The organism is Microcoleus sp. FACHB-68 (assembly GCF_014695715.1).
In the GTDB taxonomy this organism is placed as follows: Bacteria; Cyanobacteriota; Cyanobacteriia; order Cyanobacteriales; family Oscillatoriaceae; genus FACHB-68.
The window spans coordinates 159,694-178,263 of record NZ_JACJOT010000018.1 but is presented as its reverse complement, the minus strand read 5'-3'; the positions used below and the strand labels follow the sequence as shown (position 1 = coordinate 178,263).

13 protein-coding genes are annotated in these 18,570 nt (G+C 49.3%); 4 read left to right on the top strand and 9 right to left on the bottom strand.

Going from position 1 to position 18,570, the window contains the following annotated elements; all coding sequences use genetic code 11:
• The first annotated feature begins 145 nt into the window (after nucleotides 1–145).
• Nucleotides 146–2,845, top strand: coding sequence for a cyanophycin synthetase (gene cphA / locus H6F73_RS24515; RefSeq protein ID WP_190761381.1), 2,700 nt, complete (start codon nucleotides 146–148; stop codon nucleotides 2,843–2,845).
• A 175-nt stretch (nucleotides 2,846–3,020) separates the two neighbouring features.
• On the opposite strand, the gene tatA is transcribed toward cphA, so the two are convergent.
• The 9 genes from tatA to H6F73_RS24470 form a co-directional block, all read right to left on the bottom strand.
• A complete protein-coding gene (tatA, locus tag H6F73_RS24510) occupies nucleotides 3,021–3,200 on the bottom strand; it encodes a twin-arginine translocase TatA/TatE family subunit (RefSeq protein WP_190761380.1) in 180 nt (59 codons plus the stop codon).
• Nucleotides 3,201–3,268: 68 nt separating this feature from the next.
• On the bottom strand, nucleotides 3,269–3,838 hold the full coding sequence (locus tag H6F73_RS24505; protein ID WP_199330763.1) for a prepilin-type N-terminal cleavage/methylation domain-containing protein: 570 nt from the start codon (nucleotides 3,836–3,838) through the stop codon (nucleotides 3,269–3,271).
• Between the two features lie 114 nt (nucleotides 3,839–3,952).
• Nucleotides 3,953–4,540 (bottom strand): type II secretion system protein, encoded by a 588-nt coding sequence (locus H6F73_RS24500; protein WP_190761378.1) that lies wholly within the window; start codon nucleotides 4,538–4,540, stop codon nucleotides 3,953–3,955.
• Nucleotides 4,541–4,552: 12 nt separating this feature from the next.
• Complete coding sequence (locus tag H6F73_RS24495; RefSeq protein WP_206754764.1) at nucleotides 4,553–5,596, bottom strand: prepilin-type N-terminal cleavage/methylation domain-containing protein; 1,044 nt, start codon at nucleotides 5,594–5,596, stop codon at nucleotides 4,553–4,555.
• 48 nt (nucleotides 5,597–5,644) lie between these two features.
• Nucleotides 5,645–6,364, bottom strand: coding sequence for a prepilin-type N-terminal cleavage/methylation domain-containing protein (locus tag H6F73_RS24490; protein WP_190761376.1), 720 nt, complete (start codon nucleotides 6,362–6,364; stop codon nucleotides 5,645–5,647).
• Between the two features lie 15 nt (nucleotides 6,365–6,379).
• Entirely contained in the window at nucleotides 6,380–11,440 is a 5,061-nt protein-coding gene (hpsA, locus tag H6F73_RS24485) for a hormogonium polysaccharide biosynthesis protein HpsA (protein ID WP_190761375.1), read from the bottom strand.
• Between the two features lie 138 nt (nucleotides 11,441–11,578).
• Complete coding sequence (locus H6F73_RS24480) at nucleotides 11,579–12,184, bottom strand: hypothetical protein (RefSeq protein WP_242072642.1); 606 nt, start codon at nucleotides 12,182–12,184, stop codon at nucleotides 11,579–11,581.
• A 133-nt stretch (nucleotides 12,185–12,317) separates the two neighbouring features.
• Entirely contained in the window at nucleotides 12,318–13,496 is a 1,179-nt protein-coding gene (ribD, locus tag H6F73_RS24475) for a bifunctional diaminohydroxyphosphoribosylaminopyrimidine deaminase/5-amino-6-(5-phosphoribosylamino)uracil reductase RibD (RefSeq protein WP_190761373.1), read from the bottom strand.
• A gap of 28 nt (nucleotides 13,497–13,524) precedes the next feature.
• Nucleotides 13,525–13,680 carry a hypothetical protein gene (locus H6F73_RS24470; RefSeq protein ID WP_190761372.1) on the bottom strand — a complete coding sequence of 52 codons (156 nt, stop codon included), beginning with the start codon at nucleotides 13,678–13,680 and terminating at the stop codon, nucleotides 13,525–13,527.
• A 62-nt stretch (nucleotides 13,681–13,742) separates the two neighbouring features.
• Here H6F73_RS24470 and H6F73_RS24465 point away from each other — a divergent pair, with 62 nt between their 5' ends.
• From H6F73_RS24465 to H6F73_RS24455, 3 genes are all read left to right on the top strand, one after another.
• Nucleotides 13,743–15,542 carry a mechanosensitive ion channel family protein gene (locus H6F73_RS24465; protein WP_190761371.1) on the top strand — a complete coding sequence of 600 codons (1,800 nt, stop codon included), beginning with the start codon at nucleotides 13,743–13,745 and terminating at the stop codon, nucleotides 15,540–15,542.
• Nucleotides 15,543–16,175: 633 nt separating this feature from the next.
• A complete protein-coding gene (locus H6F73_RS24460; RefSeq protein WP_190761370.1) occupies nucleotides 16,176–17,081 on the top strand; it encodes an MBL fold metallo-hydrolase in 906 nt (301 codons plus the stop codon).
• Nucleotides 17,082–17,466: 385 nt separating this feature from the next.
• Nucleotides 17,467–18,534, top strand: coding sequence for a bifunctional riboflavin kinase/FAD synthetase (locus tag H6F73_RS24455; protein WP_190761604.1), 1,068 nt, complete (start codon nucleotides 17,467–17,469; stop codon nucleotides 18,532–18,534).
• Nucleotides 18,535–18,570: the final 36 nt, after the last annotated feature.

Below are 18,570 nucleotides of genomic sequence, written 5' to 3'. Positions count from 1 at the left end.
TTGATCAGGGTGGTATCTTGAGGAATAAAGCAAGTAGCAGGCAAGAAATGTTCACAATGAACAGTTTGCAGGGACCGGCAAGCCTGAAACTAGATTAGTTGCCCCCTTTGCTGCCAAGATTCGCGCATCACCTTCGGACACGGATATGAGAATACTTAAAATTCAGACATTACGGGGTCCAAACTACTGGAGTATCAGACGCCACAAGCTCATTGTTATGCGTCTCGATTTAGAAGACCTAGCTGAGAAGCCTACAAGCGAAATTCCCGGCTTCCATAAAGGACTGACCGAAGCGCTACCGAGTTTAGTAGAGCATTTCTGTTCGCCCGGATGTCGAGGGGGATTCCTTCAGCGTGTCCAAGAAGGCACGATGATGGGTCATGTGGTGGAACACGTTGCCCTAGAACTTCAAGAATTGGCGGGAATGCCAAGTGGCTTTGGCCGCACTCGTGAAACCGGCACGCCTGGTGTGTATCAGGTCGTGTTTGAGTACCTCGATGAGCAAGCCGGTCGCTATGCGGCACGGGCGGCAGTCCGTCTGTGTCAGAGTATTGCCGACACCGGCATCTACTCTCCAGCGGAAGTCGAGCAAGATATTCAAGATTTGAAAGAACTGTGGGCTGAAGCGGCTTTAGGCCCAAGTACGGAAACCATTGTTAAAGAAGCGGAACTTCGGGGCATTCCCTGGATGCCGCTGCCGGCCCGCTCGATGATCCAGCTCGGTTACGGGATTTACGGCAAACGCGCTCAGGCAACGCTGACCGATTTTAGCGGCATTCTGGGCGTTGAACTGGCTTGTGACAAAGAAGGAACAAAAACCCTGCTGCGCTCAGCCGGCGTGCCGGTGCCAAGGGGAACGGTTATCTATTATTTAGATGAGCTGGATGAAGCAATTGAGGAAGTCGGTGGCTTCCCCATCGTGCTTAAACCCCTCGATGGCAACCACGGACGCGGCATTACGATTGATATCAACGACCGGGAACACGCGATAGAAGCCTATGACGTCGCGAGTGCGGCTTCTAAAACTCGTTCTGTGATCGTTGAGCGCTACTATACAGGCCGTGACCACCGAGTGCTGGTAGTGAATGGCAAGGTGGTGGCAGTGGCTGAACGAGTGCCGGCTCATGTGCTGGGAAATGGAAAGTCTACCATTGCAGAACTGATTGAGGAAACCAATCGCGACCCGAACCGGGGCGAGGGCCACGATAACGTTCTGACAAAAATTGTAGTGGATCGCACCAGCACGAAGCTGTTAGATCAAAAAGGCTACAATCTCGATACGGTACTGCCCCTTGGGGAGATTTGTTATCTACGGGCAACCGCGAACCTCAGCACCGGCGGCATTGCGATTGACCGCACGGATGAAATTCATCCAGAAAATATTTGGATCGCCCAACGAGTGGCCAAAATTATTGGGCTTGACATTGCCGGCATGGATGTGGTAACATCCGACATTTCTCGGCCATTGGGAGAAACCGATGGGGTGATTGTTGAAGTGAATGCCGCTCCCGGTTTCCGGATGCACGTTTGCCCCAGCCAGGGTTTGCCTCGGAATGTGGCTGCGCCGGTTTTGGATATGCTGTTTCCTGCGGGTACGCCTTGCCGGGTGCCGATTTTGGCAGTCACCGGCACGAATGGCAAAACCACAACCACACGCCTACTGGCTCATATTTACAAGCAGACGGGTGCGACGGTGGGTTACACGACGACGGACGGCACCTACATTGGGGATTACCTGGTGGAAAAAGGCGACAACACCGGCCCTCAAAGTGCGAATCTGATTTTGCAAGATCCCACAGTTGAGGTAGCAGTGCTGGAAACGGCGCGGGGTGGGATTCTCCGCTCTGGTTTAGCTTTTGATAGCTGTGATGTGGGCGTAGTGTTAAATGTCTCGGCTGACCATTTGGGGCTTGGGGATATTAACACGATTGAGCAAATGGCTCATGTTAAGAGTGTGGTGGCTGAATCGGTAATGCCTGCCGGTTATGCGGTGCTGAATGCCGATGATCCGTTGGTGGCGGCGATGGCGAAACGGGTAAAGGCAACGGTTGCTTATTTCTCAATGAACCCGGACAACCCCCTGCTGCGTGAGCATACCGGCAAGGGCGGTTTGGCGGCGGTTTATGAGAATGGCTATCTGTCGATTCTCAAGGGCGACTGGACGCTGCGAATTGAGCAGGCGGTGAATGTGCCTTTGACGTTAAAGGGGATGGCACCATTCCAGATCGCCAATGCCCTGGCCGCTTGTCTGGCAGCCTACGCTCAAGGGGTGACGATTGATTGCATTCGCAAGGCGCTGGCGACGTTCCAAGCGTCGGTAAATCAAACGCCGGGACGGATGAACTTGTTTGATTTGAACAGTTTTCACGCCCTGGTGGATTACGCCCACAATGCGGCAAGCTATGAGGCGTTGGGCGGTTTTGTCCGCAACTGGCCGGGTGAGCGAATTGGCGTTGTGGGAGGGCCGGGAGACCGCCGGGATGAGGATTTCGTGGCCCTTGGGAAGCTAGCGGCAGAAATCTTTGACCGAATTGTGGTTAAGGAAGATGATGATACGCGGGGACGTCCGCGTGGGGATGCTTCGCGGTTGATTTGCGAGGGGATTGTGAAGGCAAAGCCGGATTGCCGGTATGAGTCGATTCTGGATGAGACGGAGGCAATTCAGACAGCCCTGGATCGGGCCACGAATGGCAGTTTGGTCGTGATTTTACCGGAAAGTGTCAGCCGTGCGATTCGCTTAATTGAGGCGCGTCGCCCGATTTCTGGCAATGGTGTCTCACCGGCAGCTTCCGGAGTTCCGGGCGATGCGGATGGGTTGGCTTCTTCTGGAATCAGGCCGATGTGAGTCAATCTGCCACACAGCTAGGGCCGGTTGGGTGCCGGCTTCATTAAAATCAATAGTCTTCTGAACAGGACTTTAGCGATTAGCCTGGGGTTTAAACCCCAGGCGGATATCTGAAAAACTGATTTTAATCCCATCAATTGGAATAAGCATATAAACCGGCTGTTTAAACCCCCAGCTAATTCTCGCGCTTTTGTTCCTGTTCCTCTGTTTCTTCTTCAGGAGATTGCAATTCATCTTTAAACCCGCGCAAGGTTTTACCGAGGGTGCGACCCAGTTCTGGTATTTTCTTAGGGCCGAAAATGAGGACGGCGGCTAAGGCAATGATGCCCATTTCTGGCAATCCTAAACCAAACATATTAATCTCCTAGCTTATTTTTGTATTATTATCATTTGCTTTCAATCATCGGCAACGCTCCATTTCCCCTACTGACACCGCTTATCGCCGGCACTGCGGACGTAACCTAAGAGAGTGGAAACAATGACGCATCGCTTAACTTTACTATTATTTTGAGAGGTTAAAGTAATTTTTCCTAGCTGTCCGTTGGTATGGCCTTTGTAGTTAAATTGAACTCGCCACGGGCCGGTTGATTTCTGCTTGGTATATAAAGTGGTGTTGGCTGTATCAACTTTAACGCCTGGATACTCTATCGTCTGCCACTGGATATCCGCCGGCACAATTTCGCCATGCGGCGGATCTGGATGAACCGCCCACTGAACATAAGATTTTCCATTAATTTGCGCTTCCTGAAAACTGGCTTGCCAGATGAGTTTCTGCTGCGTGGCGCGGTTTTTGGCTTCGTGAATGGCGTTTAAGGCGGCACTTTGGGCGGCGTTAACTCGCAAACGCTCTAACCAGCCCAAGAAGCCGGCGGTTCCTAGCACTGCCAGCACACCAACAATAATGACCACTGTCAGCAACTCAAGCAGGGTATATCCGGCACTTGAGGAATTCAGGTGCTGTAAGAGTTTATTCGGTTTTAAAATTCGCTTCAATGGAGGCACCCTCGCTTAAACAAATTATTTGAAATTTGGTTATGCGTTTTAGATTTTTATAAAAATTTTCAAAAAATTACAACTAGATTTTAACGCCTTTAAATGAACCCAGCGTTAGTTTTGCCCACATTTATCATCTGAATCAGGCGTGATTGCGCCTAATATAGTTTTAATCTTCACGCACCGCTTTCTGCTAAGCTTTGAGGAAAAAAGCGTTATTCTAGGCAAAGGAGCATTAACAACCTTATTAACAACATTCCCCCTATGGTCAAATTCAGCTTGCCAAATAAATCCTTGGCTGGGGTTTCCAGCGGGGATGAGATAGTTTGCTGTGCCATCTATCTTAATGTCTGGCTGACCGATATTATTCCAACTTGCAGATGTTGCAGGTGGAACTACATTTGACGGGTGAACCATCCACTTCACCTGGTTATCTTCTTCCTTAAAGCTGACTTTCCAATTACTTTTTTGTTGCTGAGCGCGAGTTTGAGCCTCGCGAATTGCGCTCAAAGCAATATCTTGAGCCGCGTTTAACCGTTGTCGATTTAACTGACTTAGAAAGCTAACCCCTCCCATTGCTGCCAAAATACCAGCCATAATGATCACGACTAACAATTCCACCAAGGTAAATCCTGTGGTTGAGCTACTTAACTGTGGCTGCTGACGCTGAGATTTTCTTAGTAAGAAATTAAGTGCTGTCATAGCGGTTATTAATTATTGTAAAGGAGGAGGAGTTAGGTTAAACACACTACGAATTTGAACCTGAGTCTGTACTTTAGGTAAAAAACTAGCGTTATTATAGAGCGTCGCACCGGCTCGTTTTACGGCGTTACCGCGCAAATTAACGACGACATCCTGTAGTTGCGAGTTACCATTAATGTCCGTTGGCGTTTTCACGCAGGCATAGAAGCTACTGTTGTTAGAGGTGTTGAGCGAATCAGGAGGCGTTAAGCTATAATTAGCTGGGCAATTTTTCCACTGGTTGCCTGACTCGGCACGGAAATCGACTAAGTCCACTAAGACGGGATTATTACTATTGTTAAAATCTCTTGGATTCGTATACCCCGCAGGGGATGTACCATCCTTATTCCGAGGCCATGCACTAAAACTTGAGCCAGTCTCTGTAGGCTTACGATAACCAGGGGTTGTCTCTAGGGTAGATAAGTTGGCATACTGACGGAGTTCATAGCGGGTAATTCGGGCTGGTCCGTCCCATGTCCCCTGAGTGTTATCTGTGGTTAAGCCGTAAACAATAAGGGTGTAGGTGCTGCGAGATATGAGAAGGCTTGTACACTCTGATTGTTTGGCTGCCAGCGCGCTGCATTGTGTGGCATCGGGCATCTTGTCAGCCGCAGGAGTAGTGCCGGAATCTTCTACATAAGGTACTGGCTCAACTTTCCAAAATGCCAGAATCGGCGTTACCCTATTCGCAGCAAAAGGAAGAACATTGGCTAGACCCGGGCAATATGTAGGCGTGTTGACAGCACGACCTGGATTACTACCTAAGCATTCTCCTTCATAAACATACGCAGCCTCTTTGAGTTCTGAACTCATGTAATCTAGCGCTTGAGACATTTCTTGCTGCGTTTGGGACAGTGCAAATTCCCTTCTGTCTGTCTGTGTTAGCTGAACAACAAAATACATGAGTGCGGAAATGATTATCCAGCCGATCGCGACAACTACTAATAGTTCCATCAATGTAAAGCCTGCCGGCTTACGCTGAGGGAGAAAAATAAGTTTAAAAATTTTTTGAGCCATTGCTTCCACCAGAAATTTGCTGCAAAATGTCTCCTTCCCAACAACTAATTAATCGCAAGGATTTTGACCGCTTCCTCCTGCAATTCGCCAGTTCAGCTCACAATAAGCCGCTCTAGAAGTCGGTAAGTCACTTCTAACTATCGGTTCGTAACGAGTGATAAGAGGCAAACTCAGTGACTCCCCGGCTGTTAAGCCCAAGGAAGCAGTTTTTCGTCCGGGCGGATTGATTAACCGACTAGGTGAAGAGGTGAGAGCTGTTTTTGAATAGACTCGCACTCCCATAACAAAAGCAACCGGTCGATTCCCGGCACTAGCATAAGCAGTAGACGGGGTATTTGAGCGAAACGTTTGGACGCCCAAATCCCAATCGCCATCACCGTTAATATCTACCGTACACCAGGTGGTCGGTTGCGTACTGCCTTGCACATTTAGCTGAGGACACACCCCCATATTTTGACTAGGTTGTGGTGCCCCCACTTGGTTGAGATCGGCGTTAAAGGCCCCTGCTTCCGGGGATATTCTTGGCGGAAGTTGTTCAGTCCAATTGCCACTATAATCCCCTTTTTCAATGACAGAGCGCACACGGTCTATTTCCCCTTGAGCCGCTTTCATCGCCTGATCAGCTTTGTAATTTTGCACGCGAGAGGCAAAGGCAATCAGCAGTGCTGGCGAAATAGCGGTAACAATCACGGCTGCGACCATCATCGCCACCAGGCACTCCATAAGTGTTACACCTTGTTCAGTCGCTTTGCGTTTAGGGGGTCGCATTTTCTGCCTCCACTATTATGAGCAGGGATAATTGATAGCTTGACGCAGCTTACAGATATAAGGATCGTCAGCCTTGGGTTCCCGGTAAACTTCATTACGCTCCCGCGCTAAGTTCACCATCCGTCTGGATACCGCGCCGGCAGGGGCATATTGCAGCCCAACATCGTAACCCCAGCGCCGTGGTGCCGGATTATAGTAACTCCACCATTCACCAGTATTCCCCCCACCTTGAGGCCGTCTGGGTGTTTCCCAAGCATCCTGGTCATACGGTGCTGTTGCATAGTTGCTAAAGTTTAGCTGAATCATTGACCCAGAAAACCATAGCGGTGTATTACTTGTATCTCCGCCCCAATCTTCAATCAACCGAGGGAAGTTGTGCATCCCACCATTACTCTGCTGCACTCGCGAAGGCACAATTCCACTAATCAGAACCGTATTAACTCTCGTTGTAGACGCGCGGTTTAAATTTCTACCTTCAGCTTTGGCAAAAGCCCGATATCTTGTGTAGGAGCTGACAGTACCTGCGGTGGAAACGTATTGAATATCGCCATTACGGAACACCTTTATTGGGCCTTCACAACCTTTGCGGTTTGGGTTGGCAAAAGCTCCTCTCCTGATATCGAAAGGATTTTCGCAAATATACCCTTCATTTGCTGTTGTAGAGAGTGATGGAGTAGTTGGATCACCTTGTAGGTGACTGTTTCGATAAGAGGTATAAGGCGTACCTGTGCCAACAGTTCCAGTAGTACACCCTTCATTGGTGCCGCGAATCCCACTTTGAATGGTGCCGTCACAGAAGGTATTGGAGAGGATATTCACTGCATCGGCAATGATTTCAGTTGGTCGCCAAGTGTCGGTCCTGGGTCTGGCAAAGTCTGTATTCAAGTTGCTTGACGAGGTTCCTCTGCTGTAAAAATTACTGTAGCTGTCTGTGAGCTTTGTGTTAAATTCTTCCAGCAGATTACTGTTGTTGACAGTGCCATTCGTACTATGTGGGTTAAAGTCCCCTTGGATATAAACCGGATTATCGGAAATAAAAGACAGACCATTAGTACCTGTGGCATCCACGCTTCCATTAACGAACCGTCGCAGGTCAAGTCCATTCTTTAAACGGAACCCGTAAGGACGCCGATCTGGATCGGCATAGTAATCAACAGGTTTAGGACTAATGTTTAGATCCGCAGACACCGGGGGGTCTGCCGGCAGCGGTGAAAGCTGCATTATTCGGTTAGCTGCTTCCGGATCGCCTGGGTTTGCAGAAGTGTTCCAGGCATTTTGATAAGTAGTCCAATCTGAGAGAGCCGGCCTTGCTATTGCGTCTTCTCGCACAGCATCTTCCCGGAAGGCATATACAAGACCACTTTTAGGAAGCCATGTATCTTGAGCGGTTGTAAGTACGCGTTCCCTCCTAATCATGTCTAAATCAATATCCAACACGCGCGTATTTATCAGCTCTCGCCCGTCAAACATAGCTTTGTCAAGGAAGGGAATGGCTATTTCGGTGGCGTTTGCGTTAGTTGTGTGATCAGTTATTCTGTTAACTCGGTTGGTTATTGTTGAGGATGCCGGCAGACACCAGTTATTTTGAGTGCATCTCGCTCCAGTGGTTATTAGAGTTCTTGGCTTGAGTGCAACTCCGGTTAAATCATTAGGATTTGCAATACCCCCAACAACTTGGTATAACGTGGTATTCCCGCCATTAACGGCGTTTGAGGAGATATAGGGATCGGTGACATAGGGTTCTGCTGGAGGCGCAGGAGAAGCAAGAGTATCTGTGATATCCTCGTTGCCCGGTTGCAGATATTCATTAGCAGTCGCCCCTGGCGGCACACTATTAGGCACAGCCTCCCCTTGATGTCTGTGATTATAGGTGGGGAAAAGATAATAAAGTGAGGGAAATTTAGGCTGCGTGGGACACAGCGATGTTGCTAAACGGATAAACCTTTGCTCTGATGGCGCATCTGTTGGGGCACCAAAACCGAAGTAGTTGTTTCCGCTTGCTGTACTAAAATTACATCCCAGATTAATGTCATCCCCTACGTTATAAGTCAACCCCGCATAAGGGAAGTTACCCCGCGCCACTGTATATTGATAAACGCCTGGGGTTGTGGGTGTTTCTCTGAAACCAAAGTTGCGATCACGTTTCACCTGCTCCTTCAGATGAATTAGCTTTGCCATTTGCAAATCAGTCTCCGCAGCCACTTTATCAGCAGGAGGAACGTTTTCTACTTGGGCTTCTAGGGCTGCTATAAATGCTTCTGGTGGGGTCGCTTGCGGGGCAGCGGGATTAATCTTTACTCTGGCAACTGGTGTTGTACTGTTTTGGTAAACGTCTATAAATGTTCTGCCACTGACAGTTGTAACCTCAATTTCACCCCCATTGTTTCTGCGAGTAGCCTCAGCAGTGGTTTCACTAAGTTTTGCGAGTCGAGTGTCTAGATCAGTAAGTAACTTTTTATTGGGGTTGGTGTCTGCGGTCGTAGGGGTTGTGTAATCAAACTCCTGAAGATAACTGATGTTGTATCCCAGCATTCCCAAAGTGCCGGCTGCTGTATGAAGGGTGGATTTATCGGCAATGCTGAGGTTTTGGTAGTTTGTACCCAAAAGTCCGAGGGTTTCTCGCAGGTTAGAGAAGTTCCCCCACATCGTCAAGTTAGAGTATGGGTGAGTAACTTTGTTAGCTGCTGGTGGGGCCGGTTCCTGCCTAGGAGGAAAAGCACCTTCAGGGTCGCCGGCAAACAAAGCCAGATTATTTAATGCTCTTCTAAGTGGGGAATTTTGGTTTTCAACTAAAGCCTCAAATGTCGCTTCCGTTTGGTTAGCCGGTGATGGGGTTCCATTTGGTACTGGTACAACGCTGAATTCCCAACCATTCGTTCCTTCTCCTAGGAAGAAATTGCTGAGAATTTCGTTATTATCATTGCCAAATTGTTGTTGTGCTCCTGCGCCAAAATAGGTCGTGGTTGTATTAAAAGGAGTTGGGTTTTTAAATGTTGTACTGTCCCGAAGAGTTTTCTGAGTTGCTGGGTGAACCGTTGAGGCCACAAAAGCAATCGGGAAAAACCCTCCCTCTGGCTCTGGTGTTCCTGCAGTATCGCCAAAAGTATGGTGATAAACCGCTGTTGTTTGGACTGCCGCTAAATTATCTCGAAGGGTGACATATTGCCGGCCTTCATTTATCCGAGCTGGTAAATTAGGATTCTCTCCATTTGGAGGATAAAGGGCACCGTCAGCCGGCAAAGGTGTAGTAGGTGGTGTTCCAGTGGGGTTACTTGTATCATTCGTGAAATTGTTATCCCCATCACTATCATTGAGATCGACATTCCATCCAAAGGGATTGCCCAACTCCAGCCGTTGCCCCACAATCAGTCGCAATCCATTCGATCTAGCTCGGCGTTCCCAGTAACCATCCAGACCCACAGTCGCTCGTTCTAAGTCACCTGGTATAGGGTTATCCCTTGTCAGGCGGTCGGTGGCGGCTCCTGGCGGAATGCTTGCCCCAGCTATCGCATTAGGCTCAGGAGTGGCTACACACACTCCATTAGTAGATTCTTCTTTGTCATAGCTAGGCTTAGGCCCATAACGATTATCAGCTCGGTAGGTGTCATCCACGTAAGGAGCGCAACTAGCCGCCCGGTCAACTCGCGCCTCTTGTTCGGGTCTCAGAGGACCTGCTGAATCTCCAGTCCCCCAGAAAGTATCATTTTCTTGCCAACTATTAGGAGCCTGTGGTACTCGAGCTTTCGCTATTCCTTGGGTATGCAAACTCAGCGGATCTGTAGAAATGCTAATAGGAGTGCCGATATTCCGGACTGAATCTGCAGATTGATTACCTGAAGCACCTTCGGCAACCAATTTAATCGACTGAGCATCATTATCATTAGGCTTATTGTCAATGAAAACAATATCCGGCTTGAACTCATTATCGCGAATTGTCCCGGCGATCATCTGTCCGCCTGGATCGGCAACATCTCCTGGGTTTTGTGCCTCCACAGGCTTCCTCATAGTTAATGAGGAGTTTCCAAACGGCTTGTATAAACAAGAACCTTCCGCACTAATTAAGTAAGATCGGAACCCGGAAAAACTGCGGACAAACATATTTCCTTGTGAGTGCATCGCGCCATTCCAGTTAAACCTAGGCCCAGGAGCGATTTCCATGTCATAACGGAACCAAGCACCCCACTTGTTGATGCGCTCATACTTTCGATCTTGCTGATACTCAATCGTAGCGAGTGCGGTATTCGATGTAGCTTTGCGATTGGCTACGGCATTAGGAACTGTAATTGCGTAAACTTGAAAAGCCTTATTAACTTGCGCCGTACTGGTTCCTGCAAACCAACCACTTTCATTCCCCGCAACTGATATAGGGCAATTCTGGCTGGTAGTTCCCTGAAGACTGGCTAACGGGCCATTGCGAACAATGAAAGCATCTGCTCTCCTTTTCTCGTCCTTGTTATAAATAGCCGTTTTGGCGGGATCGATAGAAATGGTTGGCCGTTCTGCTCTGGAAACAATGGCATAAATAGTAGTGAGGTCGTTATCATCTGTAACGTCTCCATCACCATTAGTATCTGTTTGGTAAGTCCAAGCAGTCCCTCCCGGTACATCCGCAGCTAGACCAAGGGCAGCAGGATCGCTAATCCGCGTTTCATCTGTAAATGTATAAGGATCAGGACTGCGGCTAAAATCACCAAAATTAAGTAGCTTATTTTCGAGATCTATTTCATTAGGAACATCAGCCGACGGATTATCATTAAACAGATATTCTATTTTAGATTTAGCTCGCTGAACGGCTGGCGTGGCAGCGTTATTAATAATCTGCACCTGCCCCTGACGAATGACCTGAGATGAGCGGGTGAAGGTGCGGAACATGATAGCTGTGACAATCAAGCCCACAGCCAGCAGCATAAAAACAGTTGTAGGCAGCACAAATCCCGCCTGGCGCTGCCCCCACCGGCCTGCTACGAAAAATGTCCGTAAAAACCAGCGCATGAACTGGCCAGTCAGTGTTTTGAAGAGTTTGACAATCTCGCGCAGTAGGCGTGCAAACGTCTTGTTGAATTTGTGCTTAGCCATAGGTCCTCGGTAGACGCAGATGACAGTAAATGATCTGGATGCTCCTGCTTCTGTCTTAACTTATAAAAGCAGCGAATGCAACCATCCAAAAAAAGTCCTATCTAGTCTACAGAATACCCACGAACAGCCTCAGAACGATCACGGCAGTGGAGAATTTTCCGGATCAGTTAAAGTTGGTGCTGCCGGCAGTGGCGGTGGGGATGCCGGCGAAGAGGAGCGTGTATTTGCTAAAGTATTTGACACCAAAGCAAAACCTAAATAGGCCGGCAGCACTAAAGCCACAACAGCTACAAACCCGCCTGCCCACGTCATCCAGCTCGTTGCCGGCCCATAATGAGAGCGATAGGGATCGAAAGAAAGCTGCTCAGTTTGTATTACTTCGCGCATCCCCAAAGGACGTTTAAATCGCACACGCCGATCATCCAACTTTTCTAATAAAATCCAGCCGGCTTGTGACTCTTCCTCACACAAATTCTGAAAAATAGCTGGATTACGAAACAAATCCGAGCTAGCACGCACAATTTTATATTCCCAGCCGACTAGCCGAGGATCTTTAGACACCTGTTGCCCCATCCTATTTGATGGCTCAGAATCAACCGGCATATAATAATTTTCCTTAGAATCATACAAACTCAAAATATCATCCTCCTCTCGATGCAATTCCTTGGCCAAAACTTGCTGCCGGCGTATCCAACCACTGGCCATTACGGCTTCAATGCCAAGGGTGCCGACGAATGTACTCAAAATTAGGATTTCTAGCATTTTTTAATTAGGGGCATTGGGCATTGGGCATTGGGCATTGGGCATTGGGCAAGGCTTCGCCAACCTAAAGGTATGGGCATTGGGCATTGGGCATTGGGCAGCCTTGTCCCATCCCCTATGCTCCTCTCAAATACCCCTCCACCACACAATCCTCCCCCACCGGCTTCCAGCTCACCCGTTCTAGCGTCAAAGCATTTACCATCTCTGTTAAACCCAAATCGCCCACCGGCGAGGGAGCCATTTGGCCACCCACAATCTTCGGAGCAATAAAGGCTAAAATCTTTTGCACTGACCCATCCGCAATCGCGCTAGCCGCCAAAGTTCCTCCGCACTCCCACAGCACAGAAAGTAACTGCCGGTCGTAGAGATAAGCCATCGCCTCAGCCGGCGTCAAAGCCTTCAACTCCACAACTTCAACCCCCTTATTCACCAGCCGTTGCTTAACATCAGGATTGGCTCCTTCCTGAGTCAATACTAAAGTGGGTGCCGCCTCTGTTTCCCATAAATAAGCCTCAGCCGGCAAATTTAAGGTGCGACTCATCACCACCCGCAAAGGATTATTCGCGCCGGCATGACGACTGGTTAAGCGGGGATTATCCAACCGCACCGTATTTCCCCCGACTATCACCGCATCACAAGCTGCTCGCAAGTGCTGCACCTCATTTCGCGCCTCTGTTCCCGTCACCCAGCTACTATGGCCGGTACTCGTGGCAATTTTGCCGTCCAACGTCATTGCATACTTTAAAATTCCAAAGGGACGCCGGTGGACAATGCGATGGATAAACGCCTCATTCAGCCGCAGACTCGCCGCTTCCTCCACCCCCACCACCACCTCAATGCCGGCTTGCCGCAGCCGCGCAATTCCACCCCCAGCGACCAGCGGATTTGGATCAACCATTCCCACCACCACCTTTGCCACCCCAGCCGCCACCACCGCCTCTGAACACGGCGGCGTCCGTCCGTAATGATTGCAAGGCTCCAAATTCACATAAATGGTCGCCCCCTTCGCCCGTTCCCCCGCCGCCTTCAGAGCAAACACCTCCGCATGAGGTTGACCGGCACCCGGATGAAATCCCTCCCCCACAATCTGGCCATCGCGAACAACCACCGCCCCCACCAACGGATTTGGAGCCGTTTTACCCAAAGCTTGTCGGGCGAGGCTGAAACATCGCTGCATCATCGCGCAATCAAAAGCACTAGCACTCTGAGGGCGAATTTGGTCTAAAGGATCGGAATCGGTATGAGCCACAGTTGCCTTGGTATCCGGTTGAGCATCTACAGAAAAATTTTCCATCAGTTTTATCCCAACTTGCTACGAAATCTCATAACAGACTCTCCCCATGCCCCATGCCCCTACCTTTAGGTTGGCGAAGCCTTGACCCTACCTTTAGGTTGGCGAAGCCTTGCCCCATGCCCAATCCCCCATGCCCAATCCCCCATGCCCAATCCCCCATGCCCCATGCCCTTCTCCTCTGCATATTTGTGCTTGTTGAAAAAGGTTTGTTAAGTTTTACTAAGTCGAGTCAGAAGAACTACAGTCATGAAGATCCTTCAATCGACCGTGAAAATTAGATCGAAAACGGGCAAAAGGCGTGCTAAAGCAACCTTGCTAGCGCTCAGTGCTATCGCCTTCACGCTGACTGGCACCCATGCCCCCAACGCCTGGGGACAAACCCCAGAACCACAGCAGCTCAAAAAAACCCAGCAAAACTGGAGAGTGCTGCTCAACAGCATCCCGACCTTAAAACCAAGCTCAACCATTTCCAAGCGTCCAGTTAGGCTAGACGGACGTGAACTTTTCCAAGTCGCCCTGATAGCACCGGGACGAGTTGAGAGTATCCAGGACAACCTACGACAAGCGGTGAAAAGGGATGCCATCCCCCCAAATCTGAACGTCACCGTTGAATTAGACCTGCAAACCCAACAGCCGGTGATTGAAGTAAACGGTCAGTATTTACTCACAGTCACCAATGCAGATGCGCCCCAAGGCATCGCTCCTCTAATTCAAGCAAAAGAGTGGCAACAAGTCATAGAAGACGCACTGCTTGAGGCGCACCTAGAGCGCCAGCAAGATATCCTCCAGCAGCGGGCTTTACTGGCTGCAAGCATCTCGCTAGGGATGTTATTGGGTAGCTGGCAAGTTTCCAGATTACAGCGGCGTTTAAAAGCCCAACAAGCCCGGATAAAGACACAAACCCCCCCGCCATTAGAAGAAGTTCTGCCGGCACCGGCAGATCCGGCGACTAACCCCAGTCAAAACACTGCAACTGAGCCGGAACCGATCGTCGTCTTGCACAAAAAAATTACCCACCAGCAGCAGCACAATCTCAACGATATTAAACAGCGGCTGTTGCAAGTGGCGCAGTTAGCAATTTGGGGCGGTGGCACTTACCTTAACCTTGGTCTTTTCCCCTACAGCCGGTGGCTGCAACCCCTCATTGTTTCTGCCCTTAAGCTTCCGCTACGATTACTGGTTGTTGGGTCGATTGTTTATGTGATCATTCGCCTCAGTGCCGTCTTAATTGACCGCTTATTCGCCACATTAGAAGACGGGGCAAGGCTTGATCAAGATGCGTCTCGGCGGCTAGCCTTGCGTTTTTCCACCTTCTCGGTTGTCTTCAAAAGTGTTATCTGGGCCGGCAGTGTGAGTGTGGGCATTCTGGTCGGACTTGCCGTGATTGGAATTGACATTGGGCCAATTTTAGCAGGTGCCGGTATTATTGGTCTGGCCGTCTCTTTTGCCTCCCAAAGCTTAATCAAAGACACGATTAATGGATTTTTGATTTTGCTAGAAGATCAATATGCGGTTGGCGATGTGATTGTCGTCGGTGATGTGGGAGGGTTAGTCGAATACATGAATCTGCGGATCACCCAACTGCGGAATGGAGAAGGGCGACTGATCACGATTCCAAACAGCGCGATTTCAATTGTGCAAAATCTGTCTAAAGATTGGGCGCGGGTTGATCTAACGGTTGATTTGGCCTATCACACCAATGTAGATGAAGCCCTTGCTGTGATTAAAACATTGGCTGACCAACTCTACAATGATCCTGAGTGGAACGACAAAATCATCGAAGCTCCAGAAGTGTTGGGAATTGATGAAATTGACCACGCGGGGATTCTGGTTCGTATTTGGATTAAAGTTAAACCGCTACAGCATTGGAGTGTAGCGCGAGAATTCCGCCGGCGTTTGAAGCAGACATTTGATCGCGCCGGCATCGCCATCGGGGCACCCCAACAAGCCCTATTATTCCGTAATTCCCTGGATCTGCGCGACGGGCACAACGGCAAAAACCGGCAAGGGGCAACCCGCGAGGAATCTTTCGATTCTATAAACTGAGCGATTAGTCAGCAATTTCCCCTCCTCTATCCTTTGGGAGGTAGGGTTTTAATCGCTCAGCCGGCAAGGAGGAAGAGATGGGGTAGGGGCGCTTTGCAATGGCAAGAAGGCAATAAAGAGCGAAAATCTCAGTGTTTAAGCCATTCCCTTCAAAACTGCCGGCGGCTCAAACAAAAAACTGACCCTTGTCAGTTCACTTCCTCTAGCCCTTAATTCAAGCTCCCCTCACCCCTGTTTAAATCTGTTAAATTATTTAAATTCAAAAAAATTTACTTAATTAATACGGTGTATCTAGCCCCAGCCCTTCCGCAAGTCTGCATATTTAGAGCAGCCATCAGGGCAGACTTAAGTATTGGCATCCCCCACCTATACAAAAGGGCATCCGAGAAGGTTAGGCTAGTAATAACTTCTTCAAAACCCCTTGCCATTCAAACTCGTTCGTCTACTTCATCCCCCAAGTGCAGCAGATAGCCGGCTTGACCGTGCTGTTGCATCTAGCAACACTTGTAGTTCGCCCACTCAGTTGAATTACGCACAACTGCCGATCTCAAGATTAAATTGGATGATATAGACTGTGCCGAGATGTAAAACCTTACCGATGAACTGCCTAAGGAAGGAAAGCGAGAAACACCCATGTCTAGCAAGCAAAATCAATTCACCATTCACTTCTGGGGCGTTCGAGGGAGCATCGCCTGTCCAGGATCGGAGACAGTACGATATGGCGGGAACACCCCATGTATTGAGATGCGGGTGGGAGGAAATCGCCTCATCTTTGACGGAGGCACCGGCTTACGGCTTTTAGGCTTATCCCTGCTGTCGCAAATGCCGGTGGAAGCTAATATGTTTTTCACTCACTCCCACTGGGATCACATTCAAGGGTTCCCTTTCTTCGTGCCGGCCTTTATTAAAGGCAACCGTTTCCACATTTATGGCGCTGTCGCCCCCAATGGCTCTACCATTGAGCAGCGTCTCAATGACCAGATGCTCCACCCGAACTTTCCAGTGCCTTTGCAGATCATGGGAGCTCAGCTAGATTTCAACAACTTAGAAATCGGGCAGCGCGTCCAGATCGGTGATGTTTTGGTAGAAACCGCCCTTTTAAACCATCCAGGCGAAGCCGTGGGTTATCGCGTGAACTGGCAAGGGTGTTCGGTTGCCTACATCAGTGATACGGAACATTTTCCAGATCGCATTGATGAAAACGTCCTGTGGCTTGCTCGCAATGCCGATGTGATGATCTACGATGCCACCTACACAGACGAAGAATACTATTCAGAAAAATCCAGTAAAGTTGGCTGGGGACATTCGACTTGGCAAGAGGCTGTGAAAGTCGCCAAAGCAGCCAATGTGAAAAAACTGGTGATTTTCCACCACGATCCCCTGCACAATGATGATTTTCTTGACAGTATCGCCGAGCAAGTGGGTCAGCAATTCCCCGACAGTCTAATGGCCCGCGAAGGACAGTCAGTTCAGTTAGTTCCCTCTTTTGTCCCCAGTTCTGAGCCAGAGGCTGTGGCGGATGCCAAAGTTTCTGCGTGAACGACTCCTGAACCCAATCGCCAACGAGATGAAGTGGGCTTCGCGCTTCGTTAGGAAGACTATGCAAGACCCCTCAAGGCACAGGCACGGGCGTAGCAACCGGCGTAGATGTATGTAGATTCCAGTAACGCCGTTTTATTCACCAAATCAATGGTATCAGTATGTAAGGTTTTCTAAACCCTTCCACTGAACCCGCAGCTCTTATCGGCAGCATGATTTGGGGATAACTTCGTCATAGGTCAGGGTTTCATCAAGAGCGCTAAACGAGTCCGTTATAGTGCCGGTTTCCCATGAGTCAGCTAACTGAATTGAGATTTTAGATTTGACAAAAATCCAAAATCTGCTAAGCAGGCGATCTTTATTTATGTGTCAAAATCTAAAGCGCATGAGGGTGCTGTCCTCTTTAACAAAAGCGCTAACACCAACTGCCATTGCCTTGGGAAATTTTGATGGTGTGCATCGTGGGCATCAACAGGTGGTGCGGCCTATTTTAAATAGCTATGTCACCCCAGAAGCTTTTGCTGATTCTGCGCCGGCACCTGGGCAGCAATGGCAAATCAGCAATTTGGAACTCGCTAGCAGCCGGGGAGAAAACCTCTCTGCGCCTGTGTTTAACAGTTCCACGACTTCTCGGTCTTTATCCGCACCCTGCGCCACCGTCGTCACTTTTAACCCTCATCCGCAAGAGTTTTTTACCGGGCAACACCGGCCTATGCTAACGCCTCTGGATGAAAAAGTGGCGTGTTTGCAGGCAATGGGGGTAGAACAGCTGGTGTTACTACCCTTTAACCAAGAACTGGCTGACTTAAGCCCCCAACAGTTTGTTGAAGAAATTCTGGTCAGGCAACTAAAAGCCACTCAGATCAGCGTGGGACAAGATTATCGCTTCGGGCACAAACGGGCGGGAACCGTCGAAGAGTTGAGTGCCTTCGCAGCCAAGTATGGTGTTACCGTCACGATTGTCCCCCTACAAACCTGTGAGGGCGGAAGAATTAGCAGCTCAAACATCCGTCAAGCCCTACAGCAAGGCAACTTACCGCTAGCAAACAAACTCTTAGGACGTGCTTACAGCCTCGTCGGGCCGGTAGTCATAGGTCAGCAGTTGGGCAGAACTATAGGATTTCCCACAGCAAACCTGCAACTGCCCCAAGACAAGTTTTTGCCCCGATATGGTGTTTATGCCGTGCGAGTCTGGAAGGACAGCCACACAGCCGGTGCTCAGCCGGCATTTGGGGTAATGAACATCGGCTGCCGGCCCACTGTAGAAGGCAAGCATCCAACTGTTGAAGTTCACCTGCTAGATTGGTCTGGGGATTTATACGGCCAAACCTTAACTGTCAGTTTGGAACAATTTTTGCGCCCCGAACAAAAATTTCCTTCTATAGAAGCGCTTAAAGATCAAATTCAAGCAGACTGCATCGCTGCCAGAAGCCTGCTAATGGCTAATTGTTAGGAGGGAGGGAACAGAGAGAAGAGAGGGACTAGGGCC

Bases quoted from the DNA above. Each gene is read 5' to 3' on its own strand.
- H6F73_RS24500 (WP_190761378.1), bottom strand. From the start codon at position 4,540: ATGACAGCACTTAATTTCTTACTAAGAAAATCTCAGCGTCAGCAGCCA.
- H6F73_RS24455 (WP_190761604.1), top strand. From the start codon at position 17,467: ATGAGGGTGCTGTCCTCTTTAACAAAAGCGCTAACACCAACTGCCATT.
- hpsA (WP_190761375.1), bottom strand. From the start codon at position 11,440: ATGGCTAAGCACAAATTCAACAAGACGTTTGCACGCCTACTGCGCGAG.
- ribD (WP_190761373.1), bottom strand. From the start codon at position 13,496: ATGGAAAATTTTTCTGTAGATGCTCAACCGGATACCAAGGCAACTGTG.
- H6F73_RS24495 (WP_206754764.1), bottom strand. From the start codon at position 5,596: ATGGCTCAAAAAATTTTTAAACTTATTTTTCTCCCTCAGCGTAAGCCG.
- H6F73_RS24470 (WP_190761372.1), bottom strand. From the start codon at position 13,680: ATGCAGAGGAGAAGGGCATGGGGCATGGGGGATTGGGCATGGGGGATT.
- H6F73_RS24460 (WP_190761370.1), top strand. From the start codon at position 16,176: ATGTCTAGCAAGCAAAATCAATTCACCATTCACTTCTGGGGCGTTCGA.
- tatA (WP_190761380.1), bottom strand. From the start codon at position 3,200: ATGTTTGGTTTAGGATTGCCAGAAATGGGCATCATTGCCTTAGCCGCC.
- cphA (WP_190761381.1), top strand. From the start codon at position 146: ATGAGAATACTTAAAATTCAGACATTACGGGGTCCAAACTACTGGAGT.
- H6F73_RS24490 (WP_190761376.1), bottom strand. From the start codon at position 6,364: ATGCGACCCCCTAAACGCAAAGCGACTGAACAAGGTGTAACACTTATG.
- H6F73_RS24465 (WP_190761371.1), top strand. From the start codon at position 13,743: ATGAAGATCCTTCAATCGACCGTGAAAATTAGATCGAAAACGGGCAAA.